This window comes from Stenotrophomonas sp. YAU14A_MKIMI4_1 (assembly GCF_003086855.1).
GTDB lineage: Bacteria > Pseudomonadota > Gammaproteobacteria > Xanthomonadales > Xanthomonadaceae > Stenotrophomonas.
In genome coordinates, this window is the sequence record NZ_CP025998.1 from 1,019,089 (window position 1) to 1,042,672 (window position 23,584).

Sequence of the window (23,584 nt, forward strand, 5' to 3'; positions counted from 1 at the left end):
GGGCCGATCGTCCCAATCCCCGCGCCAGCCCTGGCGCGGGGGTGTTTCCCCCCAAGATAGGTACCTCACGAAATGGACAACCGGACCAAAGCCCTGAACATGGTGCCCATGGTGGTCGAGCAGACCAGCCGCGGCGAGCGTGCCTACGACATCTATTCGCGCCTGTTGAAGGAGCGCCTGATCTTCCTGGTGGGCCCGATCGACGATCACATGGCCAACGTGGTAGTGGCGCAGCTGCTGTTCCTGGAAGCGGAAAACCCGGAAAAGGACATCAGCATCTACATCAACTCGCCCGGTGGCGTGGTCACCGCCGGTATGGCGATCTACGACACCATGCAGTACATCAAGCCGGACGTCAGCACCATCTGCGTCGGCCAGGCCGCCTCGATGGGCGCGCTGCTGCTGGCCTCGGGCGCTGCCGGCAAGCGTTATGCGCTGCCGAACTCGCGCGTGATGATCCACCAGCCGCTGGGCGGCTTCCAGGGCCAGGCGACCGATATCGACATCCACGCCCGCGAGATCCTGACCCTGCGTTCGCGCCTGAACGAAGTGCTGGCCAAGCACACCGGCCAGTCGCTGGAAACGATCGCCCGCGACACCGAGCGCGACAACTTCAAGAGCGCGGTCGACTCGGTGGCCTACGGCCTGGTCGACCAGGTGCTGGAGCGTCGTCCGGAAGAGTCGATCCAGGCCGGCTGACCGGCCTTCACGGGGCCAGGGAGGCCTCGTTCCTGCAGGGTCGGACCGGGACTGGTGTCCCTCCGGCCCTGTGCTATTCTCGAATCGAACCCCCGTTCAGCGGGTGGGGTAACTGGGTAAGCGAAGCATGAGCGAAGACCGCCAAGGTCGTTCCACGGACACCGGCAAGATCCTCTACTGCTCTTTCTGCGGCAAGAGCCAGCATGAAGTGCGCAAGCTGATTGCGGGTCCGAGCGTGTTCATCTGTGATGAATGCGTAGAGCTGTGCAACGACATCATCCGCGAGGAACTTGAGGAAAAGGCGCAGTCGGCGCGCAGTTCGCTGCCCAAGCCGCGCGAGATCCTCGAGGTGCTCGATCAGTACGTGATCGGCCAGAACCGCGCCAAGCGCACCCTGGCCGTGGCCGTGTACAACCACTACAAGCGCATCGAGAGCCGGCAGAAGAACGACGACGTCGAACTGGCGAAGTCGAACATCCTGCTGGTCGGCCCGACCGGTTCGGGCAAGACGCTGCTGGCCGAAACCCTGGCCCGCCTGCTCAACGTGCCGTTCACCATGGCCGACGCCACCACGCTGACCGAAGCCGGTTACGTGGGCGAGGACGTGGAAAACATCATCCAGAAGCTGCTGCAGAAGTGCGACTACGACGTCGAGAAGGCACAGCAGGGCATCGTCTACATCGATGAAATCGACAAGATCTCGCGCAAGAGCGAGAACCCGTCGATCACCCGCGATGTGTCCGGCGAAGGCGTGCAGCAGGCCCTGCTGAAGCTGATCGAAGGCACCGTGGCCAGCGTGCCGCCGCAGGGCGGGCGCAAGCATCCGCAGCAGGAATTCCTGCAGGTGGACACCAAGAACATCCTGTTCATCTGCGGCGGCGCGTTCGCCGGCCTGGACAAGGTGATCCAGCAGCGCTCCAACGACGCTGGCGGCATCGGCTTCGGCGCCAAGGTGAAGAGCAGCGAGCGCAAGCAGGAAGTGGGCAAGGTGCTGGCTGAAGTCGAGCCGGAAGACCTGATCAAGTTCGGTCTCATTCCCGAGTTCGTCGGCCGCCTGCCGGTGGTGGCGACCCTGGAAGAGCTGGACGAGCCGGCCCTGATCAAGATCCTGACCGAGCCCAAGAACGCCATCACCAAGCAGTTCAAGAAGCTGTTCGAGATGGAGAACGTGGAGCTGGAGTTCCGCCCGGATGCCCTGTCGGCCATTGCCCGCAAGGCGCTGAAGCGCAAGACCGGTGCCCGTGGCCTGCGTACCATCGTCGAATCGGTCCTGCTGGACACCATGTACGACCTGCCGTCGCAGGAAAACGTCAGCAAGGTGGTGGTGGACGAATCGGTGATCGAACACAAGTCCGAGCCGTACCTGATCTACCAGACCCCGGCGGCCCCTGAACAGAAGGCCGCAGGCGCCGAGTGACGCTATCAAGCTGCTGATTTGAAAGTAGTTTTCACGAACGCCTTGCATCTGAAAGCCGATGGCCCCATAACGGGGCCATCGGCTTTTTTTGTCTCCGGAAGATGCCCTCCCGGAGACGGTTTTCCCCTTCCCTGGAGCCCCCATGGCCCGTTCCCCAAGTGAGACCCTCGACCTGCCGGTCCTGCCGCTGCGCGACGTAGTGGTGTTCCCGCACATGGTCATTCCGCTGTTCGTCGGCCGTGACAAGTCCATGCACGCGCTCGAACAGGCAATGGAGGCAGACAAGCGCATCCTGCTGCTGGCGCAGAAGTCCGCCGAAACCGACGACCCGCACGCGGCCGACCTGTACCAGGTCGGTACCCTGGCGCAGGTGCTGCAGCTGCTGAAGCTGCCCGACGGCACCATCAAGGTGCTGGTCGAAGGCCTGTCGCGCGTACAGGTCACCCACGTCGACGAGCGCGACGGTTCGCTGCACGGCCAGGCCGTGGAGATCGAGGCCGAAGACGCACGCGAACCGCGCGAGATCGAGGCGATCGCCCGCTCGCTGATGTCGCTGTTCGAGCAGTACGTGAAGACCAACCGCAAGCTGCCGCCGGAACTGCTGCAGACCCTGGCCGGCATTGACGAGCCGGCGCGCCTGGCCGACACCATCGCCGCGCACATCAGCGTGCGCCTGGCCGACAAGCAGCGCCTGCTGGAAACGCTGGCCGTGGGCGAGCGCCTGGAAATGCTGGTCGGCCTGGTCGACGGCGAGATCGACGTGCAGCAGATGGAAAAGCGCATCCGCGGCCGCGTGAAGTCGCAGATGGAAAAGAGCCAGCGCGAGTACTACCTCAACGAACAGATGAAGGCCATCCAGAAAGAACTGGGTGACCTGGACGATGCGCCGGGCGAGCTGGAAGAGCTGGCCCGCAAGATCGCCGAAGCCGGCATGCCCAAGGCGGTGGAAGCCAAGGCGCGCAACGAACTGAACAAGCTCAAGCAGATGTCGCCGATGTCGGCCGAAGCGGCCGTCGTGCGCAACTACCTGGAATGGCTGCTGGGCGTGCCGTGGAAGAAGCGCACCAAGGTGCGCAAGGACCTGAAGGCCGCGCAGGACACCTTGGACGCCGACCACTACGGTCTGGAGAAGGTCAAGGACCGCATTTTGGAATACCTGGCGGTGCAGTCGCGGGTGAAGCAGATGAAGGGCCCGATCCTGTGCCTGGTCGGCCCGCCGGGCGTGGGCAAGACCTCGTTGGGGCAGTCCATCGCCAAGGCCACCAACCGCAAGTTCGTGCGCATGTCGCTGGGCGGCGTGCGCGACGAGGCCGAGATCCGCGGCCACCGTCGCACCTATGTCGGTTCCATGCCGGGCCGCATCGTGCAGAACCTCAACAAGGTCGGCAGCAAGAACCCGCTGTTCGTGCTCGATGAGATCGACAAGATGTCGATGGACTTCCGTGGCGATCCGTCGTCGGCGCTGCTGGAAGTGCTCGATCCGGAGCAGAACAACGCCTTCAACGACCACTACCTGGAAGTGGACCTGGACCTGTCCGAAGTGATGTTCGTGGCCACGTCCAATTCGCTGAACATTCCCGGCCCGCTGCTGGACCGCATGGAAGTGATCCGCATCCCCGGCTACACCGAGGATGAGAAGCTCAACATCGCTACCCGTTACCTGTCGCCGAAGCAGATCAAGGCCAACGGCCTGAAGCCGGAAGAGCTGGAGATCGGCAGCGATGCGATCCAGGACATCGTGCGCTACTACACGCGCGAATCGGGCGTGCGCAACCTGGAACGCGAGATCGCCAAGATCTGCCGCAAGGTGGTGAAGGAAATCGCGCTTGCCGGCCCGCAGGCGGCCAAGCCGAAGAAGGGTGCGAAGAAGTCCAAGGCGCTGGTCAGCGTGACCAGCAAGAACCTGGACAAGTACCTGGGCGTGCGTCGCTTCGACTTCGGTCGCGCCGAAGAAGAAAACGAGATCGGCCTGGTCACCGGCCTGGCCTGGACCGAAGTGGGCGGTGATCTGCTGCAGATCGAATCGACCCTGGTGCCGGGCAAGGGCCAGCTGATCCTGACGGGCCAGCTGGGCAACGTGATGAAGGAATCGGCCTCGGCGGCGCTGTCGGTGGTGCGTTCGCGCGCCGACGGCTTCGGCATCGATGGCGACTTCCTGCAGAAGCACGACGTGCACGTGCACGTGCCCGACGGTGCCACCCCGAAGGACGGCCCCAGTGCCGGTGCAGCCATGGTCACCTCGCTGGTGTCGATGCTGACCAAGGTGCCGGTGCGTGCGGACGTGGCGATGACCGGTGAGATCACCCTGCGTGGTCGCGTCACCGCCATCGGTGGCCTGAAGGAAAAGCTGCTGGCCGCACTGCGTGGCGGTATCCGCACGGTCATCATTCCCGAGGAGAACCGCAAGGATCTGGCGGACATTCCGGCCAACGTCACCCGCGATCTGCAGATCGTGCCGGTGAAGTACATCGAGGAAGTGCTCGACCTGGCCCTGGAGCGTCCGCTGGCCCCGAAGAAGGCACGCAAGAGTGCGCAGCGCGTCACGGTGCGTGGCAAGGGCAAACCGGCTTCGAACGCGCGCGTCAAGCACTGACGCGCGCTGTCGAAATGCTCGAAACCCGCGTCGTTGCTGGCTTTCCGGCTTGCGTGGGGGTAGGGCCGCTGGTATAAAAGCAGCACTCGCGAATGAGTGATCGCAATCGCTGATCGCTGAATTCGGCGAACCGTTTCCACATGGCGGCCGTGCGCAGATGGCGTGCGGTTGCTTCCCTGTCGAATAAGCGGAACCCACCGCCAAAGGAGCTGTAAAGAATGAACAAGACCGAATTGATCGATGCCGTTGCTGAAGCCGCCGACCTGACCAAGGCCGAGTCCAGCCGCGCTGTCGATGCTGTCGTTGCCGCCGTCACCAAGGCGCTGAAGGACGGCGATGCGGTCACCTTGGTTGGCTTCGGTACCTTCCAGGTGCGCGACCGTGCCGCCCGTACCGGCCGCAACCCGAAGACCGGCGACACCATCAAGATCGCTGCTTCGAAGAATCCGTCGTTCAAGGCTGGTAAGGCCCTGAAGGATGCTGTAAACTAAGCGGCTCGCTGGGGTGCTTAGCTCAGCGGTAGAGCGTCTCCTTTACACGGAGAGGGTCGGGGGTTCGAAACCCTCAGCACCCACCACAGCACCGTAGTAAAAGTTTGAGTGTGGAGCGGTAGTTCAGCTGGTTAGAATGCTGGCCTGTCACGCCGGAGGTCGCGGGTTCGAGTCCCGTCCGCTCCGCCACTTCAACGCGAGGCCCCCGGGCAACTGGGGGCTTTGTTTTCTTCCAGGCTTCGGCCCGGGGAGAACTGCAGTAGAAACTGGAGCGGTAGTTCAGCTGGTTAGAATGCTGGCCTGTCACGCCGGAGGTCGCGGGTTCGAGTCCCGTCCGCTCCGCCAGTTGCAAAGGCTTCCGGGCAACCGGGCGCCTTGTTTCCTTCCCGGCCCCGGCCGGGGGAAGCAGAAAGGTTTACGACAACGTGGAGCGGTAGTTCAGCTGGTTAGAATGCTGGCCTGTCACGCCGGAGGTCGCGGGTTCGAGTCCCGTCCGCTCCGCCAAGTTGTGAACTGGTTTCAAGGGGTATCCGAAGTTTGTCGTGGAGCGGTAGTTCAGCTGGTTAGAATGCTGGCCTGTCACGCCGGAGGTCGCGGGTTCGAGTCCCGTCCGCTCCGCCATCCCGGATCCCAACAAGTTCTGCCTATGTGGAGCGGTAGTTCAGCTGGTTAGAATGCTGGCCTGTCACGCCGGAGGTCGCGGGTTCGAGTCCCGTCCGCTCCGCCAGCAGAGTTTGAAGTGTCATCGAAGATGCCCGTCGGTCCTGGACCCGCGGGCATTTTGCTTTTTCGGGGTGTGTGCATGCACGTGTCCGCCGGGCGTGGCCAGGTGCTAGCGTTCAAGCGATGCGACGCGGTCCAGCACCGCCTGCGCGGCCATATGCCGCTGCACCGACGCCTGCAGCGCGGGCAGCCCCGGAAATGCATCGGCCTGCAACGCCTGCGCGAACAGCGCCGGCAGATCCTCCAGCCGCCGCAGCCACAGCCCGGCACCGGCAGCGTGCAGGCGTGCGGCGTGGTCGAACTGGTCGTAATCCAGCGGATACACCAGCGCCGGAATGCCCGCGCGCAACGCGTGGTACATCACCCCGGCGCCGCCATGGTGCAGCACCCGGTCGTAGCGCGGCAGATGGCGCGCGTAATCGACGAAGGGCAGCAGGTGCAGGTTCGGCAGCGGCTGCGCGCGCGTGGACAGATCGTGCTGGTGCCCCTGGCTGACGTGCACCTGCCAGTGCGGGTACTGCCGCGCCAATGCGGCGGCAGCCTCGGCCAGTCGTGGTTTGACCCAGTCCTGATGCGTGCCTGCGGTCACCAGCAGGTGTCGCGCGCCGTCCACGAACGGTGGCGCTGCGTGCTCGCTGTGCGGGGTATGCAGCATCGGCCCGATGAACTGCAGCGCCGCCGGCCAGCGCCGCGGAAATTCCAGTTCCGGCACGCCCAGGGCCAGGATGCATTCATCGGAGTAAACCTGTTCACTGCCATCGCGGCGGTAGATGGCAGGCACGCCCAGGCGGCGCATCGCCGGGCGCTGCCAGGCATGCACGCCGCGCTTGAACAGGCGGATCATCTGCCGCCCCGCCGCCTGCTGCACGCGCTGCCACGCCGTGCGCGGCGGCGACATGCCGCCCAGGTAGGGCGGTGGCCCATCGGCGCAGTCCAGCACGCACGGCGAGGGCAGGCTGGTCCACCAGCGGATGCCGAGTTCGGCGGCCAGCAGGCCGGCCGGCGGCAGGGTGAAGTCAACGATGACCAGATCCGGCCGCTGCTCGGCCCAGCGCTGCTGCAGCGCGTGCCGCATCTGCGCCATCAACTGCAGGGCCTGGCGCAGCTGCGCGTGCATGCGCAGCGGGTTGGCCTTCACCGCCACGCCGGGATTGGCGATCTGCCACAGCGCCGCTTCGTGCGCGGCCGACAGCAGCACATCGCCGCACAGCCCACTGGCGGCAATCGCCGGTTGCGCGCCGGGCGTACTCAGCACCGTTACCTGGTGTTGCGCCTGCAGTTGCCGGGCGATGGCCAGCAGTGGATGCAGGTGGCCGCTGTAGGGCGGTGCCAGCAGCTCGATCTTCACGGCAACGCCTGCTCGATGCGGGCAATCATCGCGTGCGCCTGCGCCAGCACCGGCGCCTGTTGCAGGTAATCCATGTGGCCGCTGCGCACCCAGTGTCGCGCGCCGCGCCAGCCGGCTCGGGAGATCCAGTCCTGTCGCCCCACCAGCACCTGCAGGCGTGCGGCCGCCGGGGCGTGTCGCGCCACAGGGCCATAGGCCAATACGCTGAAACGCTGTGACAGTGCGGCCGGCAACTGCAGGTTGGCCAGCAGTTCCAGCCCGCAGCTGCCGGCCAGCAACAGCGTGTGTGGCGCCGCGAGCAGCAGATCAGTCACCGCGGCAGCATGGCGGCGGGCGAAGGCTGGCTGGCGTGAGCGCAGGTACTGGCGGCTGTTGTGCCAGCTCGCCGATAACAAGGGCACGCGCCGGAACGGCGCTGTCTGCGCGTCGTAGGGGAAGTTGCAGGGATGCAGGCGCCGGCCAGGTGCCAGCAGCGCCTGGCCGAACTGCAGTTGCGCCGGACTGAGCGCGCAGCGCGCCGGATCACTCTGCCCGCACAGGAAGGCGATCTGCAGGTGGATGGGCGGCGCGGCAGGTTCAGGCATCGTGGAAGCGGTCATTGGCGCGCACATGATAGAGATGGGTACGCCAGCGGATGCGCCGCACGCAGGTCGCGTGCAGCAGGTGCAGGGGTTGCAGCAGTTCGGCCAGCACCGACAGCACGGGGCGATGGCGCACGCGCCCACTGGCGCGCCGCTGCAGCCGCATCAGTACCGCCGCACGCAGCAGCAGCACGGCGGCCGCGATCAGTGCTGGTGCCCCCAGCGGTGGCCACGCCGCCAGCAGCAGCACCGCCCACAGCAGCAGCGGCGGCAGGCCGTGCAGCAGCCCGATCAAGGCGCGTACCGGGCGCGATTCATCCCGCAGCAACAGCAGCGCAAACAACATCCAGCGATGCATCTGCTGCCGGTAGCGCTGCAGCGTCGGCACATGCGTCTGCACTTCCACGCAGGCGGTGGACTGGTGCAGGCGGGCGCCCTGGTCGCGCAGGGCACGTGCCAGCGCCAGATCGTCGGCCAGCATGTGCCGCAGCGGCGCGAAGCCGCCCAGTTCGCGCAGGCGCGCGGTCTGCAGTGCGTAGCACATGCCATTGATCGACAGCGGCGCCAGCCACGGCAGCAGGCCCAGGTAGGTCAGCGCGGTGTTGTTGTTGACGAACTGCGCCATCAATCGCGAGCCGAAACGGGCGTCGTCGCGGTAGCAGGGCAGGGCGGTGACCAGATCGGCGTGCGGCAGCTCATCCAGCATCTGTGCCAGCGCCGCTGCGGACAGCCGCGCATCGTCGTCCAGCACCAGCACGACCGGCTCCTGCACGCGCGGCAATACGCCATCGAGTTTGAAGGTCTTGGGATTGATGCCCTGCGGCGCCGCGGGGTGCAGCAGGCAGGTGATGAGGTGGTCGGGGTACTGCGCACACAGCTGCGCCGCCGCCGCCCGCCCCAGCGCATCGGCTTCATCCAGCAGCCAGTGGAAATGCGCGCCGGGCAGCGCCTGCAGGTTCGCCGCCAGCACCTGGGCCAGCAGTGGGTCACCGCCCAGGATCGGCTGCAGGATCGCCACGCCGTGGCCATCGAAGCGGCTGTGGGTGCCGGGCGGTCGTTGCCGCAGCACGCGCATCGCCCCCGTTGCCTTCAGGGCGAGCAGCAGCAGGTAGGCCAGTGCGACCGCGGCGCTGGCGAGGGTCACGGTGTTCATTGCGCACGCTGCTCGTGGATGAGGCGTTCGATGGCGGTCTCCATGCCCAGCAGGGGCGGGCCCAGATCGGCCAGCATGCGCTGCGGGTTGAAGGTCTTGGAATAGGCAAATGCGGCCACGCCGAAGCGGGTGATGGGCGGCTCGCCGCGCAGACGCAGCAGGCGCCAGGCGCCTTCCAGCGCGCCGGCGCCGGCCAGCGCCACACCGGTGGGCAGGCGGCGGCCCAGCGGTGGCAGCTCCAACGCGGCCAGCAGGCGCTGCAGCAGGGCCTGCAGATCCACCGGCTGCGCATTGGTCAGGTTGTAGGCCGGGGCCAGCCGAGGCGCCTGGATGGCCCGCAGCAGGTACTCCACCAGGGTGTCGATGTGGATCAGGTCGATCAGCGGTGGCCCGCCGGCGCTGACCAGCCGTGGCAGCGCCCCGCGACGGGCGGCGTCCAGCAGGCGCGGCATCAGCAGGGTGTCGCCCGGGCCGAACACCGCGCGCGGGCGCAGGATGCAGTGCGGCCCCGGATAGGCCGATACCAGCGCCTCGGCTGCCGCCTTGCTGCGCGCGTAGTCGTTCAGGAAGGCCGGGCCGATCGGGCTGGCCTCGTCCAGGTCGTACTGGTGTGCGGCGCGGTAGAACACCGCCGTAGTGGACAGGTGCAGCAGGCGCGGCAGGCCGTTGGCCTGGCAGAAGGCGATGACCTGCGCGGTGGCGTCCACGTTGTGCTGCCGATACTGCGCCGCGCTGGCCCAGGGCGCTGCCAGGGCCGCCGCATGCACCACCACGTCGGGCCGGAACGACAGGTGCAGCGGCTGCCGCAGGTCCGCCTGCACGTAGTCAGGCCGGTCCAGCGGGCGGCGGCCGACGCCCAGCGCCTGCACCTGCGGCAGCGCGGCCAGGCGGCGCAGCAGGGCGCCGCCGATGAAGCCGGACGCGCCGGTGACCAGGATGCGCATGGGCGTGGTTTCCTCCGCCCTTGCCGCGGGCCGAACGCAGGTCGTGTGCCTGCCGGGGCGGCCAGTATGCGCAATGACGGCTGCGGCAGCCATGCCGGGGCACGGCGACCTGCCGCAGAGGCTTGTGCCGCCTGCCTTGCGGCCGTTTTTGGTGCCTGCGGCGAAGCGGGTTACACTGCCGGGCTCGCCAATCAGGCCATGTGATTCCTCACCATGCTGCAGAAACTCCGCGACAAGACCTCAGGCTGGATCGTCACTGTGATCCTGGGGCTGCTGATGATTCCGTTCCTGTTCGTGATCGACAACAGCTACCTCGGTGGTGTCGGCGCGCAGAACGTGGCCAAGGTTTCGGCACCGCCGACCTGGTGGCGCTCGGCGCCGTCGTGGTGGCCGGTGCGCATGCTGTGGCAGCACCACGAGATCAGTTCGCAGGATTTCCGCACCCGCTTCGAGCAGGAGCGCATGCGCGCCCGCCAGCAGCAGGGTGAAGACTTCGACCCGCGTGCGTTTGAAAGCACCGAGAACAAGCTGGCCGTGCTCGATCAGCTGGTGGACGAGCAGGTCGTTCGCCTGGTCGGTGAACAGGCCGGTGTCGTCATTGGCGACGGCGCGGTGCGCGAGTACATCATGACCATCCCGGCCTTCCTGGGCCAGGATGGCAAGTTCAGCGAAGCCAACTACCGCCTGGCCCTGCAGACCGGCAACCCGCCGCGCACGCCTACCCAGTTCCAGGAACTGGTGCGTGACAGCCTGCAGCAGTCGGTCATTCCGTCGGGCCTGCAGAACTCGGGCTTCGTTACCCAGGCCGAGACCGAGCGCCTGCTGAAGCTGCTGGGTGAAACCCGCGACGTGCAGCTGGTGGGTCTGCCGGAAGTGCCGGCCGATACCGCGCCGGTGACCGACGCGCAGATCAAGCAGTGGTACGACAGCCACGGCAAGGATTTCCGCCAGGCCGAATCGGTCTCGCTGGAATTCGTCGAAGTGAATGGCGCCAACCTGCCGGCCCCGGCCGCCGCCGACGAAGCTGCCCTGCGCAAGCGCTATGAAGAAGAGAAGGCCAAGTTCGTGGCGCCGGAACAGCGCCAGGCCGCGCACATCCTGCTGACCGGCGACGGTGCCGAAGCCAAGGCCGCCAAGCTGGCCGCCGAAGCCAAGGGTGGCGCTGACTTCGCCGCGCTGGCCAAGGCCAATTCGCAGGACCCCGGTTCCAAGGACCAGGGCGGTGACCTGGGCTGGGTGGAACGCGGCGCGATGGTGAAGCCGTTCGAAGATGCCCTGTTCGCCGCCAAGGCCGGCGAGATCGTCGGCCCGGTGAAGACCGATTTCGGTTACCACGTCATCAAGGTCGCCGCGGTGCGTGGTGGCGAAGGCAAGTCGTTCGAGGAAGTGCGTGACACCCTGGCCGCCGAGCAGCTGAAGGCCGATGGCGAGCGCGGCTTCAACGAACTGGCCAGCCGCCTGGTCGATGCCATCAACAAGAGCCCGAGCGATCTGGCCGCCGCCGCCAAGGAAGTGGGCCTGCCGCTGCAGACCACCGGCGTGATCACCCGCGCTACCGCCAGTGGCGTGGTGGCCGACCCGGCCGTGCTGCGCGATGCGTTCTCCGACGTGCGCGTGCAGGATGGCACCTCCAGCGATCCGATCGCCGTGGGTGGCAGCAGCAACCACAGCGTGGTGATCCGTGTGGCCGCGCACACCCCGGAACAGGCGCTGCCGCTGGACAAGGCCCGTGAGCAGGTGATTGCGGCCATCCGCGCCGACCGCCAGCGCCAGGTCAGCGACAAGGCCGCCGACGCTCTGCTGGCCAAGCTGAAGGGCGGCGCCAGCCTGCAGTCGCTGGCTGCCAGCGAGAAGCTGCAGGTCAGCCCGATGCCGGGCCTGCCGCGCAGCCAGCCGGTGCCGACTCCGGACATCCACCGCGCCATCTTCAGCGCGCCGGTGCCGACCGAGGGCAAGCCGAGCTACGGCAAGATTGACGTGAATGGCCACGCGCTGGTGTTCGTGGTGGACAAGGTCACCCCGGGTGACGTGAAGGAAGTGACCGCCGAGCAGCAGAAGCAGCTGAAGGACCAGTTGGCCCAGATCGATGGCGCCGCTGCGGCCAAGGCCTTCGTGGAAGCCATGCGCAAGAAGTTCGTGGTGCAGACCACCGAAGCCAACCTGTAACCCAGGGCGGCGCGCAGAACGAAAAGGCCCGGCAATGCCGGGCCTTTTTTGTTGTGTGCCGCGGGGGGGCGGGCTTCGTAGAGTCGAGCTTGCTCGACTGAAGCAGTCGAGCAACGCTCGACTCTACCGGGGCGCGCAGTCGAGCAACGCTCAACTCTACCGGGGCGTTGTCAGTCTTCCACGCGCAGTACGGCGCCGGGCTTCAGCACGCTGCTGCCGCTCAGGCCGTTCAACGACAGCAGTGCCTTCACCGGCATGCCGTAGCGGCGGGCGATGGTCCAGGCCGATTCGCCGTTGCGTACGGTGTGGCGGCGGCTGCGCGGGCGGTCGGCGGCGCTGGCCACGGTACGGGCCACCTGCGGCGCAGGCGTGGCGATGGGCGCTTCAGTAGCCGCCGTAGCGGCCACGGCGGCCGCGGCGTCCAGCACGCTGGCATTGGCGGCCGAAACCGGCGCCAGTACCCGGGCGTTGCCGCTCGGGCGCTTGCCTGCGGCCAGGCCGGGGTTCAGGCGGGCGATGCGGGCCGGGTCCAGCGACCGCTGCGCGGCCCACTGCTGCACCGTGGTGCCGGCCGGCAGCGTGTGGTCCTTCAGCACCGGCACGGTACGGTCCAGCGAGGCCATCACGCCCGGCTGGTCTTCCACGTTCTCCAGCACGCAGGCCAGCGCATGCAGCTTTTCCACATACGCATGGGTGACCGGCGACAGGCCGGGCAGGGCGGCGGGCTTGGCGTTCTGTGCGTTCATGCCGGCCTTGCGCATCGACTGCAGCACCCGGTACTCGCCGGCGTTGTAGGCCATGGTGGCCAGGCGCCAGTCGCCGCCGAACATGCCGTGCAGGGTCTTCAGGTAGCGCACCGCCGCCTGGGTCGATTCCACCGCCGACAGGCGGCCGTCGTAGCCGTTGGACATCGGCACGCGATGGTTGCGCGCGGTGGTGGCGATGAACTGCCACAGGCCGGTGGGGCCGCTGCCGTTGCGGGCATTGGGGCGGTACCCACTTTCCACGAACGGGATCAGCGCGAATTCGGTGGGCAGGTTGGCCTTGCGCAGTTCTTCGACTACATAGCCGAACAGCACCAGGGCGTCATCGTCCTGGTTGGCCAGGCGCGAGGGGGCGTGGGCGAACTGCTTCTGCCAGCGCGGGCTGGTGGCCTCGGCGTCGCAGGTGGGCTCGGCCAGGCCGTCGCGGAAGCTGGTGAAGATGTCCTGGCCGTTGCGCACGCTGGCCGCCGGCAGGGCCGTCGGGTCCAGTGGCACCGCGGCGGCGGCGGTCAGGTTCTGGCTGATGCCGGCGCCCAGCGACTGCGCGCCCGCGTTCCCGGCCAACCCCAGGGCAAGCCCCAGGGCCAGCGTCAGACTTCGGCGCATCATGCGCGGAAGCCGTCTTTCCAGTGCCGGAGACCGGCCATGACGTCGACGTCGTCCACGACCTCGCGCCCCAGGTGCGCCGACACCGCCGCGCGGATCGGCGCGGTATGCGTACGCAGGAACGGATTGCAGTCGAGCTCGTTGGCCAGGGTTACCGGCAGGGTGGAACGGTCATCGCGGCGCATGGCCAAAGCCTCCTCTTGGCGCTGCAGCAACGCAGCGTTGGCGGGGTCGACATGCCGCGCGAAGACGGCATTTGACACGGTGTACTCGTGGGCGCAACACAACAGCAGTTGCGCGGGCAGGGCACCCAGCCTGCGCATCGATGCCAGCAGCTGGGACGGCGTACCTTCGAACAGGCGTCCACAGCCCAGGCTGAACAACGAATCGCCGCTGAAAAGCTGTTCAGCGGTGTGAAACGCGATGTGGCTGCGGGTGTGCCCGGGCACGGATAGTACGTGGAACATCTGCCCCAGTGCCTGAACGCGTTCACCTTCGCCCACCCGCTCGGTGGCCGTGGGAATGCGTTCTTCCACCGGGGCGACCACCCGCACGCCGGGAAAACGCGCTTGCAGCGCGGGCACGCCGCCGATGTGATCGTCGTGGTGGTGGGTGAGCAGGATGGTGTCCACGCGCAGGCCCTGGTCGGCCAGCGCCAGTACCGGCGCGGCATCGCCAGGGTCGATCACGACCGCGGCGCCGTCGTCGGCCGTCAACATCCAGATGTAGTTATCCGCAAATGCGGGCAGGGCAGTCAGTCGCATAGAATTGGACCATGCCCCTGCTGCAGAGCCACCGTCAAGCGAGCCTGGTGCCCTGGTTCGACAGCGAGCCGGCGCAGCCGCTGCGCGTGCTGGAACGGCAGCTGCTGCTGCCGCAGCTGGCCGCGCTGCCGGTGCAACCCTGGTTGTGGATCGCGCCCAGCCCGGCCTGGCTGCAGGACGCGCAGGCCGCCGGGCGTGGCCTGCGCCTGTACCGCACAGGCCAGGGCTACGCCGGTGATACCCGCTGCGCGCTGCCGTTGCCGCTGGCCAACGAGAGCGTGAACGCGATCGTGCTGCAGCACGTGACCGCCGCCGACGCCGATGCCCTGCTGGACGAATGTGAGCGGGTGCTGATGCCCGGTGGACACCTGTGGCTGACCAGCCTCAACCCGTTCAGCCCCTACCGGGCGCGCTGGCGCCAGCACGGCCTGGTGGTGCGCACCCCGCAGCGCCTGCGCCAGCTGCTGGACCGGCACGGGCTGGACTGTGGGCAGACACGCTACCTGGGGCCGCTGTGGCAGGGCCCGGGCAGCCGCGCGCGCCCCGGCTGGGCGCCGCTGCGGGCGGCCTGCCTGTTCCATGCCCAAAAACGTACGCTGGCCCTGCCAGGGCCGACCCCGCTGCCGGTGCGCTGGCACGGCACCGTAGCCACCTGATCTGGAGTTGTATTGAAAACCATTGAAATCCACACCGACGGTTCCTGCCTGGGCAATCCCGGTCCCGGCGGCTGGGCCGCGCTGCTGCGCTACAAGGGGCACGAACGTGAACTCAGTGGCGGCGAAGCGCACACCACCAACAACCGGATGGAGCTGATGGCGGCCATCTGTGCGCTGGAAACGCTGACCGAGCCATGCAACATCGTGCTGTTCACCGATTCGCAGTACGTGCGCCAGGGCCTGACCCAGTGGATGGCGGGGTGGATCCGCAAGAACTGGAAGACCGCCGGCGGCGACCCGGTGAAGAACCGCGAGCTGTGGGAGCGCCTGCACGCGGCCACGCTGCGCCACCAGATCGACTGGCGCTGGGTGAAGGGCCATTCCGGTGACCCGGACAACGAGCGCGTGGATACCCTGGCGCGTAACGCCGCGACCCAGATCCGCGACGGCAGCCCGGTAAACTGAGCCCATGCGTCAGATCATTCTCGATACCGAAACCACCGGCCTGGAGTGGAAGAAGGGCAACCGCGTTGTCGAAATCGGCTGCGTGGAGCTGTTCAAGCGCCGCCCGTCCGGCAACAACTACCACCAGTACCTGAAGCCCGACTGCGATTTCGAGCAGGGCGCGCAGGAAGTGACCGGGCTGACCCTGGAGTTCCTGGACGACAAGCCCGCCTTCGCCGAGGTGGCCGATGAGTTCCTGGCCTTCATCAAGGGCGCCGAACTGATCATCCACAACGCGGCGTTCGATCTGGGCTTCCTGGACAACGAACTGTCGCTGCTGGGCCCGCAGTACGGCAGGATCACCGACCACTGCACCGTGGTCGACACCCTGGCACTGGCGCGCGAGCGGTTCCCGGGCCAGCGCAATTCGCTCGATGCCCTGTGCAAGCGCCTGGGCGTGGACAACTCGCACCGCGCGCTGCACGGCGCGCTGCTCGATGCGCAGATCCTGGGTGATGTGTACATCGCGCTGACCTCGGGCCAGGAAGAGATCGGCTTCGGTCTGGACGACGAGGGCGGTGGGGCAGGGGCGGCGCTGCAGGCGTTCGATACCAGTGCGCTGCTGCCGCGCCCGCGCGTGGTGGCCACGCCGTCCGAGCAGGAAGCCCATGCCGCCCGCCTGGAGCGCCTGCGCAAGAAGGCCGGCCACGCGTTGTGGGATGGCCCGAAAGTGGAAGAAGCGGCGAGCGCGTAGGCGGTGGGGGTGGTGGTGGCCGCCGGGCATGGCCCGGCGCTACCACCGTATCCACGCATGGCGTGGATCTACTCTCGTCTTATCCACGCATGGCGTGGATCTACAGTAGAGCCACGCCATGCGTGGCTATCAGTGGCAGCGCACCAGGATTACGGTGATGTTGTCCGAACCGCCGCCGTCGAGGGCGGCGGCGACCAGGGTGTCCACGCATTCCTGGGCGCTGGCGTCGTCGTAGGCCAGGGTGCGGGCAATTCCGCGGTCGTCCACTTCCTCGGTCAGGCCGTCGCTGCACAGCAGCAGCTGCATGCCCGGGCGCAGTTCACCACTGGTGGTGGCCACGTTCAGGTGGGTCGGGTCGGTCACGCCCAGCGCCTGGGTCACCACGTTGCGGTGCGGGTGGGCGCGGGCCTGTTCGGCGGTCAGGTTGCCCTGCGCCACCAGTTCCTGCACCACGCTGTGGTCCTGGCTGAGCTGGGCCAGCTGCCCGTCGCGCCACAGGTAGGCCCGGCTGTCGCCCACCCAGGCCACCTCATAGCGGTTGCCCTGCACGCGCGCGGCAACCACCGTGGTACCCATCGGCAGGGTGTCGTTGCGGCGGCGCGAGGCGCGGATGATCTCCTCGTCGGCGGTGCGGATGGCCTGGGCCAGCGGCGCACCGCGGCGGATTTCGCGCACGATGGTCTCGCGCGCCAGCGCGCTGGCCACCTCGCCGCAGGCATGCCCGCCCATGCCGTCGGCCACCAGCCACAGCGACAGCTCGCCATCACCGTAATAGGTGTCTTCGTTGAGCTCCCGGCGCAGGCCGGGGTGGGTGAGGTGTCCGAATTCGATCATGGTGGGGGCTGGGGAAGGGTGATGCCGGGGAGAACGGCATCATCACGGCCAAGCGGACATCCGGCAAGGCATGCAGTCAGAAATATTTCATCGGATGTGCGGCAATGGCTTGTGGTCTGCCGCGCTTCCTCGTATTATTCGCGTCCCCGGTTCGCCGGGGACCATCTGGAGAGGTGGCAGAGCGGTTGAATGTACCTGACTCGAAATCAGGCAGGCGTTTATAGCGCCTCGGGGGTTCGAATCCCCCCCTCTCCGCCAGATTAAGAAAAAACGGGCTGCCTTAGGGCGGCCCGTTTTTTTTGATCTGGCGCGGGATGCGAAGTGCGCTGCACGCGCTTCGCCCCTGCCGGGGCAGCCCCTCAACAGAGGGGCTTATTCCACCCGATGCGACATCGGGTTGCTGACACGCGGGAACAGCGTGATCGTTGCGGGTTACCATGTGCCATTACCTGCTGGAGCGATGCCATGACCGCTGAAATCCTTGTGCCTGTGTCCTTCGGCGAGCTGCTGGACAAGATCTCGATCCTGCAGATCAAGTCCGAGCGGATCAGCGACGAAGGCAAGCTGGCCAATGTGCGCCGCGAGCTGTCGGCGCTGGATGCCACCTGGATGGGCCATCCGGCCGCGGTGAAGGACATCGCCAAGCTGCGTGCCGAGCTGAAGGCGGTGAACGAGCAGCTGTGGGACATCGAGGACGATATCCGCCTGAAGGAAAAGGCGCAGTCCTTCGACCAGGGCTTCATCGACCTGGCGCGCAGTGTCTACCTGCGCAATGACGAGCGCGCGCGCATCAAGAAGGCGATCAACCTGGCGCTGGGCTCGGTGTACGTGGAAGAGAAGTCGTACCAGGATTACGCGCCCCGCGCGTAATCCCGTAGATCCACGCCATGCGTGGATGGTCCCCCCGGCCCGTCGATCAAGCCCGATGGTCGGCCACGTAGCGCTCGAAGGCGGCAATGCCGTCCTCGACCGTGATCAGTTCCATCACATCGTCGAACTCGATCTTGGTGCCCCACTTCAGGTCGACCGCCTGCTTGCCCAGGTACTTGCGCGCGGCATCGTCGTAGCGGTCCACGCAATAGCGGCGGTCCGAATACGGGCCGCTGCGGTGCGGGTTGCTGGCCGCATGCAGGCCCAGCACCTTGCTGCCCATGGCGTTGGCGATGTGCATCGGCCCCGAATCGGGGGTCATCACCAGGTCGGCGCGGGCCAGCAGCGCCGGCAACTGCTTCAGCGTGTCCCTGCCCACCAGATCCAGTGCCGGGGTCTCCAGCTGGGCCTGGATGGCATCGGCCATGCTGCGTTCCAGTTCACTGCGGCCGCCGCACAGCACCACGCGCCAGCCACGGGCCTGGGCATGCGTGGCCACGGCGGCGTAGCGGTCGGCGTACCAGTTGCGGCGCACGTGGCTGGAACACGGCGAGATCATCAGCACCGGGCGGCCATCGTCCTCCCATTGCGCCGCGGCCCACTCAAAGGCGGCCGGCGGTACGGCCAGGTCCCAGCTGACCGTGTCCTGGCGCAGGCCCAGCGGCTCGCAGAAGCTGCCGATGGCATCCAGCACATGGATGCCGGGGCGGTCGGGAATGCGTTCGTTGATGAACAGCCCGTGCAGATCCTTGGAGCGGCTGCGGTCGTAGCCGATGCGGCGCTCGGCCGGAATGAAGGCCGACAGCAGGTTCGCGCGGAAGGCTACCTGCATCTGCAGCAGTGCCTCGAAGCGCCCGGGGGGCAGCTGATGGCGCAGTGCCTTCACCCCGGCCATGCCGGTCTTCTTGTCATAGGCATGGAAGACCACGCCGGGCAGGCCGTCCAGCAGCTTGTGGCCGACCTTGTCGATGATCCAGTGGATCGGCATATCCGGGCGCGCAGCCTGCAGGGTACGCACCAGCGGCACGACATGGGTGACATCGCCCAGGGCAGACAGGCGAAGGAGGCACAAGGATGAGGACGCTGATGCCATGTGTTGTTAGACTCAAAGGAATGGTCGCATTTGACGCCAATGAAGCGCTGACGCCATGCCGCGAGGGTCGCGGCATCGGGGCCATTCTGTTCGACCGCGAGCGGCTGCGGCAAGCCGAGGCGGGTCTGTTCTCGCCCCAGTACTGGGGAAACAAGGCCCGGCCGGTGGGCGAAGGCGGCCGCGGCAGCGCCTGGTTCGTCGATGCCTCCTTCGGTCCCGGGGTGCTGCGCCACTACCTGCGCGGCGGCCTGGCAGCCAAGCTCAGCCACGACCAGTACATCTGGCGCGGCTCGGACCGGACCCGCAGCTTTGCCGAATTCCGGCTGATGCGCGCGCTGCGAGCGCAGAAGCTGCCGGTGCCCCGGCCGATCGCCGCCTTCTACATGCGCGAGGGCCTGCGCTACCGCGCGGCCATCCTGATGGAGCGCATCGAGGGCGTGCGCTCGCTGGCCGACCGCGCACTGGTGGCCGGCCGCGGTGCCCCCTGGGAAGAGGCCGGCCGTCTGATCGCGCGCTTCCACCGCGCCGGGCTGGACCATGCCGACCTCAACGCACACAACATCCTGTTCGATGGCAACGGCCATGGCTGGCTGATCGATTTCGACCGTGGGGTCATCCGTATTCCTGCCACCGCCTGGCGCGAGCGCAACTTGAAGCGCCTGCTGCGTTCGCTGCTGAAGCTGCGCGGCGAGCGCAGCGTGGAAGACGTGCAGAAGGATTACGCGCGGCTGCGTCGTGCCTACGACATGGCCTGGAACCGGGGCACCTGATGGACTGGTCGTTGCGTTTCCTCGGCGTCGGCAATGCGTCGGCGGTCGAGCTGGGTTCGCCCATGTCGGTGATCGAATGCGATGGCCGTCCGTGGCTGACCATCGATTGTGGCGGCGAAGGGCTGACCGCGTTCAAGGCGCACTACGGGCACCTGCCGCAGGCGCTGTTCGTCACCCATGTACACCTGGACCACGTGGCCGGCTTCGAGCGCCTGTTCGTGGATACCTTCTTCAGTGCGCAGCGGCGCGGCAAGGTGCGCCTGTACGTGCCGGCCACGGTGGTGCCGCTGCTGCACAAGCGCATCGGTGATTACCCGAACGTGCTGGCCGAAGGCGGCGCCAATTTCTGGGATGCCTTCCAGCTGATCGTGGTGGGCGATGCGTTCTGGCATGAAGGCGTGCGCCTGGAAGTCTTCCCCGTACGCCACCACTGGCCGGAAACCGCCTATGGCCTGCGCCTGCAGGGGGCGCTGGTGTGGAGTGGCGATACCCGGCCGATTCCGGAAATGCTGGCGCGCTTTGCCAACGACAACGAACTGATCGCCCACGACTGCGGCTTGCACGGCAACCCGTCGCACACCGGCGTGGACGATCTGGAACGTGAGTACAGCGCCGAACTGCAGGCGCGGATGATGCTCTATCACTACGCCAGCGCGGCCGATGGTCAGGCCCTGGCGGCGCGCGGGCATCGCGTGGCCCAGCCCGGGCAGTGCGTGGCACTGGCAGCGCCCACCGCGCCGAACGTGCTGGCGCAGGACCCGCCGTGAACATCTGCGGCCAACCTGCCGACGTGGCGCTGGCGGCCGAACTGGAACAACTGGAACGCGCGCTGCACACCCCGCACGTGCGCGGTGACCGCGCGCGGCTGGCGGAACTGCTGGATGAGGATTTCAGCGAGATCGGCAGTTCAGGCCAGAGCTACGGCCGTGCGGCAGCGCTGGCCGAGATTCCGCTGGAACGGGCGCAGGTGCAGATCGAATCGGAGCAGTACGCGGTTGCGCTGCTGACGCCCGAGCTGGCCCAGGTGCGTTACCGCAGCCGCTACCACGTGGATGGCCAGCCGCAGCGCTGGGTGCTGCGCAGTTCGCTGTGGCGCCGGCATGCGCAGGGATGGAGGGTGGTGTTCCATCAGGGCACGCCGGAGGCGGGGTAGCGCCGGGCCATGCCCGGCGAAGGGCGCCAACCAAGGTTGGTAGCTACCAAGGCGAGGGGCGAAGGGCGCAAGCCAAGCTTGGTATCTACGGGGAACGAGGCGCGGCCTGAAAAGGCGGTGGCCCCGCCGGCTGACCTCGGCGCCCGCGTCGATCGATACCGTTGCTGCCTTCCGGCCCTGGCGGGATTTTCGACCTAGCGTCGCGAGGGGCCGACGGGGCCACCATAGAGACGTTGGCCGCCCAAGGGCGGCCGGTTCACGGAACAGGGGAAGCGGCGCGCAGCGCGCCGAAGACCACAGCCGGACTGCACATCGACTGGGCCGATGGCAGGCGCGCATTCTAGCGCAGGCGCGGCCGCTTGTGCCAGCGCCGCGCACTGAATCGGCTGTAACCCGGCACCACCTGCAGCGGCCCCGGCGCAGCCGCGTTGCTAGAATGCCCGACAGGAGGAACGGCCTCCCCCACATCGGGAATGAATGACCAGGACGGCCTGGCCCTGCCAAAAGGAGGGCCGTCATGGCCTGGATCCAATTGTTGTTCGCTGGCCTGCTGGAAATCGTCTGGGCCGTTGCGATGAAGCAATCCGAGGGCTTCAGCAAGCCCGTTCCGTCCATCATCACCGTGGTCGGCATGATCGCCAGCTTCTGGCTGCTGGCCCTGGCCATGCGCAACCTGCCGCTGGGCACCGCTTACACCATCTGGACCGGCATCGGCGCGGTGGGTGCGTTCGTGGTGGGCATCGTGTTCCTGGGCGAGCAGCTCAGTGCGATGCGCATCGGCGCGGCGGTGCTGATCGTCAGCGGGCTGGTGCTGATGAAGCTGTCCAGCAGCTGACAGGTCGCTACACTTTGCGGCCCAACCGTGCCTGTGCCGCGGGCCGACGCAAGGACGCAACGCCGCGATGACCTCTGCAAGCACACCCCGCGCTGACCGCGTGGCCAAAGGGCTGTTGTTTACCCTGATGGGCATGGCAATGCTGGCCATTGCCGGCTGGACCCTGGCCGATCGCCTGCAGTTCCTGGACCGGGCACAGCCGGTCCAGGGCTGGGTGGACCATCTCAATGCCGGCGGCTCGCACCCGCAGGTGGTGTTCCAGACGCCGGCAGGGCAGCGCGTGTCGTACGCCCAGAACGGGCTGATCTTCGGCTATGCGCCGGGACAGCCGGTGCGCGTGCTGTACCTGCCCGAGGCGCCGGCGCGTGATCCGGTGGTGGACACGCCCGCTGCGTTGTGGGGCGTGACCGTACTGATTGGCCTGATCGGTGCGGTGTTCGTGTTCGCCGGGTTGGGGCGGGTGCTGCCGCGTCGTTAGAGTGGGTTGTGCGTGGCGGCGCGCAGCTCAGGTGTCATACACGCCGCTGTCCCAGGGTTCGAAGAACGCCATGTAGTTGCCGGGCTGCATTTCCACTGCCCACAGATCGTCCTCGTCCTCCGGTGCGCGTGCGACCAAGCCGAAGGTCGTGCCGAACTGCTCCACCGCGAACGGTGCAACCTGCACGCGCCGATGCTCGATGGCACCCAGGGCGTGCAGGCGCGCCTGACGGATCGCGCGGTGCTGTTGTGCATCCACCTGGTCGCGCGGGCCCAGCGAATCGATCTGCGCATCCAGCAGGGCGCCGTCGGCGTCGAACAGGTACAGCGCGATGTATTCGCAGCCAGGCTGGCGGCGCGTGGCCGGTTCGAACGGTGTGGTCAGGATGAACTGCCGTCCATCTTCCGTGCGGCCGATGCAGTCGGCGTAATGGTCATCCGGGTCGATGGCGATCCGTTCGGGGCATTGGCTCATGGTGGCGTCCTTGCAGGGGAGCGGCATTGAACCGCGTCTGCCCGGGGCGACTCAAGTGATCGCCGCAGGTATTGGTGTCCGAACATGGCGAGCAGCCGGCCGCGCGTGCCCGCAGACTGCGCACTTCGCAGACACGGAGTTCCCATGATCGATCGCCATCATCGTTTTGAAAGCCTGCACCGCAGCGCTGACCTGTTGGTGCTGCCCACTGTGTGGGACGCAAGCAGCGCGCGTCTGGCCGAGGATTGCGGTGCGCAGGCACTGGGCACTTCCAGTGCGGCCATGGCGTGGTCCTGCGGCCACGCCGATGCGTGCGTGCTGCCGGAGGACGCGCTGCTTGAGCGCGTGCGGCAGATCCTGCGGGTGACGACGCTGCCGCTAACCGTGGATATCGAAAACGGCTACAGCGACGATCCGCAGCAGGTGAGCGCGCGCGTGCTGCGCTTGGCTGATCTGGGCGTGGTGGGCATCAACATCGAGGATGGCGAGGGCAGCGGCGAATTATTGGCGGCTAAGATCGCGGCGGTGCGCTGCGCGCTGGCGGGACGTCCGTTGTTCATCAACGCGCGGACCGATGTGTATCTGCGCGGCTTCGCCGAGGGCGCACAGGCCGTGGCGCTGAGCGTGCAGCGCCTGCAGGCCTGTGCGCAGGCCGGTGCGGATGGGGGATTTGTTCCTGGATTGCAGGCGCTGGCCGAGGTTGCGGACGTCGCTGCACAGGTGGCGCTGCCACTGAACCTGATGGCGTTGCCCGGCATGGCGCCGGCCGACCACTTGCGCCAGGCCGGCGTACGCCGCTTGAGCGCCGGGCCGGCGCTGTTCCTGCAGGCCTTGGCGGCTACGGCAGCGGCAACGCGCACGCTGCTGCAGAGTGGGGTGCTGGTGGATGCGGATGGAGCGTCATACGGCGAGGTGGATCGGCGCTTTGCGGTGGCTGGTGGGGTGGGCTGACAAGGGTGGGGCTTCCGCCCCAC

The 23,584-nt window shown here is 67.3% G+C and carries 24 protein-coding genes, 7 tRNA genes and 1 other RNA gene; 22 read left to right on the forward strand and 10 right to left on the reverse strand.

Annotated features, from left to right (window positions below; all coding sequences use genetic code 11):
* Positions 1 to 72 precede the first annotated feature (72 nt).
* The 10 genes from clpP (at position 73) to C1931_RS04610 (ending at position 5,927) form a co-directional block, all read left to right on the forward strand.
* Positions 73 to 699: an ATP-dependent Clp endopeptidase proteolytic subunit ClpP gene (clpP, locus tag C1931_RS04565; RefSeq protein WP_079220811.1), complete on the forward strand. Its 627-nt coding sequence runs from the start codon at positions 73 to 75 to the stop codon at positions 697 to 699.
* 127 nt (positions 700 to 826) lie between these two features.
* Entirely contained in the window at positions 827 to 2,116 is a 1,290-nt protein-coding gene (gene clpX / locus C1931_RS04570) for an ATP-dependent Clp protease ATP-binding subunit ClpX (RefSeq protein WP_108748713.1), read from the forward strand.
* 142 nt (positions 2,117 to 2,258) lie between these two features.
* Entirely contained in the window at positions 2,259 to 4,709 is a 2,451-nt protein-coding gene (gene lon, locus C1931_RS04575) for an endopeptidase La (RefSeq protein ID WP_108748714.1), read from the forward strand.
* Positions 4,710 to 4,927: 218 nt separating this feature from the next.
* Complete coding sequence (locus C1931_RS04580; RefSeq protein WP_004146343.1) at positions 4,928 to 5,200, forward strand: HU family DNA-binding protein; 273 nt, start codon at positions 4,928 to 4,930, stop codon at positions 5,198 to 5,200.
* Positions 5,201 to 5,211: 11 nt separating this feature from the next.
* Positions 5,212 to 5,286, forward strand: a tRNA-Val gene (locus C1931_RS04585).
* A 26-nt stretch (positions 5,287 to 5,312) separates the two neighbouring features.
* A tRNA-Asp gene (locus C1931_RS04590) sits at positions 5,313 to 5,389 on the forward strand.
* A gap of 79 nt (positions 5,390 to 5,468) precedes the next feature.
* Positions 5,469 to 5,545 (forward strand) — tRNA-Asp (locus C1931_RS04595).
* Positions 5,546 to 5,627: 82 nt separating this feature from the next.
* A tRNA-Asp gene (locus tag C1931_RS04600) sits at positions 5,628 to 5,704 on the forward strand.
* A 40-nt stretch (positions 5,705 to 5,744) separates the two neighbouring features.
* A tRNA-Asp gene (locus tag C1931_RS04605) sits at positions 5,745 to 5,821 on the forward strand.
* Between the two features lie 29 nt (positions 5,822 to 5,850).
* Positions 5,851 to 5,927: transfer RNA gene (locus C1931_RS04610), tRNA-Asp, on the forward strand.
* A gap of 105 nt (positions 5,928 to 6,032) precedes the next feature.
* Here C1931_RS04610 and C1931_RS04615 read toward each other — a convergent pair.
* From C1931_RS04615 to C1931_RS04630, 4 genes are read right to left on the reverse strand one after another with little or no spacing between them, the layout of a single operon-like run.
* Positions 6,033 to 7,271, reverse strand: a complete 1,239-nt coding sequence (locus C1931_RS04615) for a nucleotide disphospho-sugar-binding domain-containing protein (RefSeq protein ID WP_108755527.1) — start codon at positions 7,269 to 7,271, stop codon at positions 6,033 to 6,035.
* On the reverse strand, positions 7,268 to 7,855 hold the full coding sequence (locus C1931_RS04620; protein ID WP_108755528.1) for a hypothetical protein: 588 nt from the start codon (positions 7,853 to 7,855) through the stop codon (positions 7,268 to 7,270). Before C1931_RS04620 ends, C1931_RS04615 begins: the two co-directional genes overlap by 4 nt.
* Positions 7,848 to 9,005 (reverse strand): glycosyltransferase, encoded by a 1,158-nt coding sequence (locus C1931_RS04625; RefSeq protein ID WP_108755529.1) that lies wholly within the window; start codon positions 9,003 to 9,005, stop codon positions 7,848 to 7,850. The genes C1931_RS04620 and C1931_RS04625 overlap by 8 nt, the downstream gene beginning before the upstream one ends.
* Positions 9,002 to 9,949: an NAD(P)-dependent oxidoreductase gene (locus C1931_RS04630; RefSeq protein WP_108755530.1), complete on the reverse strand. Its 948-nt coding sequence runs from the start codon at positions 9,947 to 9,949 to the stop codon at positions 9,002 to 9,004. Before C1931_RS04630 ends, C1931_RS04625 begins: the two co-directional genes overlap by 4 nt.
* A 213-nt stretch (positions 9,950 to 10,162) precedes the next feature.
* Here C1931_RS04630 and C1931_RS04635 point away from each other — a divergent pair, with 213 nt between their 5' ends.
* Positions 10,163 to 12,115: a peptidyl-prolyl cis-trans isomerase gene (locus tag C1931_RS04635; protein ID WP_108755531.1), complete on the forward strand. Its 1,953-nt coding sequence runs from the start codon at positions 10,163 to 10,165 to the stop codon at positions 12,113 to 12,115.
* Positions 12,116 to 12,285: 170 nt separating this feature from the next.
* Here C1931_RS04635 and C1931_RS04640 read toward each other — a convergent pair whose 3' ends face one another.
* On the reverse strand, positions 12,286 to 13,488 hold the full coding sequence (locus C1931_RS04640) for a lytic transglycosylase domain-containing protein (RefSeq protein ID WP_108755532.1): 1,203 nt from the start codon (positions 13,486 to 13,488) through the stop codon (positions 12,286 to 12,288).
* The gene (gloB, locus tag C1931_RS04645; protein ID WP_108752321.1) at positions 13,485 to 14,249 is read right to left on the reverse strand and encodes a hydroxyacylglutathione hydrolase; all 765 of its coding nucleotides are present in this window, start codon (positions 14,247 to 14,249) and stop codon (positions 13,485 to 13,487) included. Before gloB ends, C1931_RS04640 begins: the two co-directional genes overlap by 4 nt.
* A gap of 11 nt (positions 14,250 to 14,260) precedes the next feature.
* On the opposite strand from gloB, the gene C1931_RS04650 reads away from it, so the two are divergent.
* From C1931_RS04650 to dnaQ, 3 genes are read left to right on the forward strand one after another with little or no spacing between them, the layout of a single operon-like run.
* Complete coding sequence (locus C1931_RS04650; protein ID WP_108752322.1) at positions 14,261 to 14,905, forward strand: methyltransferase domain-containing protein; 645 nt, start codon at positions 14,261 to 14,263, stop codon at positions 14,903 to 14,905.
* A 12-nt stretch (positions 14,906 to 14,917) separates the two neighbouring features.
* Positions 14,918 to 15,370 (forward strand): ribonuclease HI, encoded by a 453-nt coding sequence (gene rnhA, locus C1931_RS04655; protein WP_108748723.1) that lies wholly within the window; start codon positions 14,918 to 14,920, stop codon positions 15,368 to 15,370.
* Between the two features lie 4 nt (positions 15,371 to 15,374).
* On the forward strand, positions 15,375 to 16,103 hold the full coding sequence (gene dnaQ, locus C1931_RS04660) for a DNA polymerase III subunit epsilon (RefSeq protein WP_108748724.1): 729 nt from the start codon (positions 15,375 to 15,377) through the stop codon (positions 16,101 to 16,103).
* Between the two features lie 129 nt (positions 16,104 to 16,232).
* Here dnaQ and C1931_RS04665 read toward each other — a convergent pair whose 3' ends face one another.
* Positions 16,233 to 16,937 carry a protein phosphatase 2C domain-containing protein gene (locus C1931_RS04665; RefSeq protein WP_108752324.1) on the reverse strand — a complete coding sequence of 235 codons (705 nt, stop codon included), beginning with the start codon at positions 16,935 to 16,937 and terminating at the stop codon, positions 16,233 to 16,235.
* Between the two features lie 167 nt (positions 16,938 to 17,104).
* Between C1931_RS04665 and C1931_RS04670 the strand changes: the two genes are divergently transcribed.
* Both C1931_RS04670 and C1931_RS04675 read left to right on the forward strand, forming a co-directional pair.
* Positions 17,105 to 17,195: transfer RNA gene (locus C1931_RS04670), tRNA-Ser, on the forward strand.
* Between the two features lie 207 nt (positions 17,196 to 17,402).
* On the forward strand, positions 17,403 to 17,807 hold the full coding sequence (locus tag C1931_RS04675; RefSeq protein WP_108755533.1) for a DUF6165 family protein: 405 nt from the start codon (positions 17,403 to 17,405) through the stop codon (positions 17,805 to 17,807).
* Between the two features lie 46 nt (positions 17,808 to 17,853).
* Here the strand turns inward: C1931_RS04675 and C1931_RS04680 are convergent, their stop codons facing one another.
* Positions 17,854 to 18,900 carry a glycosyltransferase family 9 protein gene (locus C1931_RS04680; protein WP_108755534.1) on the reverse strand — a complete coding sequence of 349 codons (1,047 nt, stop codon included), beginning with the start codon at positions 18,898 to 18,900 and terminating at the stop codon, positions 17,854 to 17,856.
* 20 nt (positions 18,901 to 18,920) lie between these two features.
* Here C1931_RS04680 and C1931_RS04685 point away from each other — a divergent pair, with 20 nt between their 5' ends.
* From C1931_RS04685 to C1931_RS04695, 3 genes are read left to right on the forward strand one after another with little or no spacing between them, the layout of a single operon-like run.
* Positions 18,921 to 19,670: a 3-deoxy-D-manno-octulosonic acid kinase gene (locus C1931_RS04685; protein WP_108748728.1), complete on the forward strand. Its 750-nt coding sequence runs from the start codon at positions 18,921 to 18,923 to the stop codon at positions 19,668 to 19,670.
* Positions 19,670 to 20,437 (forward strand): MBL fold metallo-hydrolase, encoded by a 768-nt coding sequence (locus tag C1931_RS04690; protein WP_108755535.1) that lies wholly within the window; start codon positions 19,670 to 19,672, stop codon positions 20,435 to 20,437. Before C1931_RS04685 ends, C1931_RS04690 begins: the two co-directional genes overlap by 1 nt.
* Positions 20,434 to 20,823 (forward strand): nuclear transport factor 2 family protein, encoded by a 390-nt coding sequence (locus C1931_RS04695; protein WP_108755536.1) that lies wholly within the window; start codon positions 20,434 to 20,436, stop codon positions 20,821 to 20,823. Before C1931_RS04690 ends, C1931_RS04695 begins: the two co-directional genes overlap by 4 nt.
* 120 nt (positions 20,824 to 20,943) lie before the next feature.
* Here C1931_RS04695 and ffs read toward each other — a convergent pair.
* Positions 20,944 to 21,040, reverse strand: an RNA gene (gene ffs, locus C1931_RS04700) — signal recognition particle sRNA small type.
* Positions 21,041 to 21,340: 300 nt separating this feature from the next.
* On the opposite strand from ffs, the gene C1931_RS04705 reads away from it, so the two are divergent.
* Positions 21,341 to 21,658, forward strand: coding sequence for a multidrug efflux SMR transporter (locus C1931_RS04705; protein WP_108752329.1), 318 nt, complete (start codon positions 21,341 to 21,343; stop codon positions 21,656 to 21,658).
* Positions 21,659 to 21,725: 67 nt separating this feature from the next.
* On the forward strand, positions 21,726 to 22,136 hold the full coding sequence (locus C1931_RS04710; RefSeq protein WP_108755537.1) for a DUF3592 domain-containing protein: 411 nt from the start codon (positions 21,726 to 21,728) through the stop codon (positions 22,134 to 22,136).
* A 27-nt stretch (positions 22,137 to 22,163) separates the two neighbouring features.
* On the opposite strand, the gene C1931_RS04715 is transcribed toward C1931_RS04710, so the two are convergent.
* The gene (locus C1931_RS04715; protein ID WP_108755538.1) at positions 22,164 to 22,610 is read right to left on the reverse strand and encodes a hypothetical protein; all 447 of its coding nucleotides are present in this window, start codon (positions 22,608 to 22,610) and stop codon (positions 22,164 to 22,166) included.
* A 144-nt stretch (positions 22,611 to 22,754) separates the two neighbouring features.
* Here C1931_RS04715 and C1931_RS04720 point away from each other — a divergent pair, with 144 nt between their 5' ends.
* Entirely contained in the window at positions 22,755 to 23,561 is an 807-nt protein-coding gene (locus C1931_RS04720) for an isocitrate lyase/phosphoenolpyruvate mutase family protein (protein WP_108755539.1), read from the forward strand.
* Positions 23,562 to 23,584: the final 23 nt, after the last annotated feature.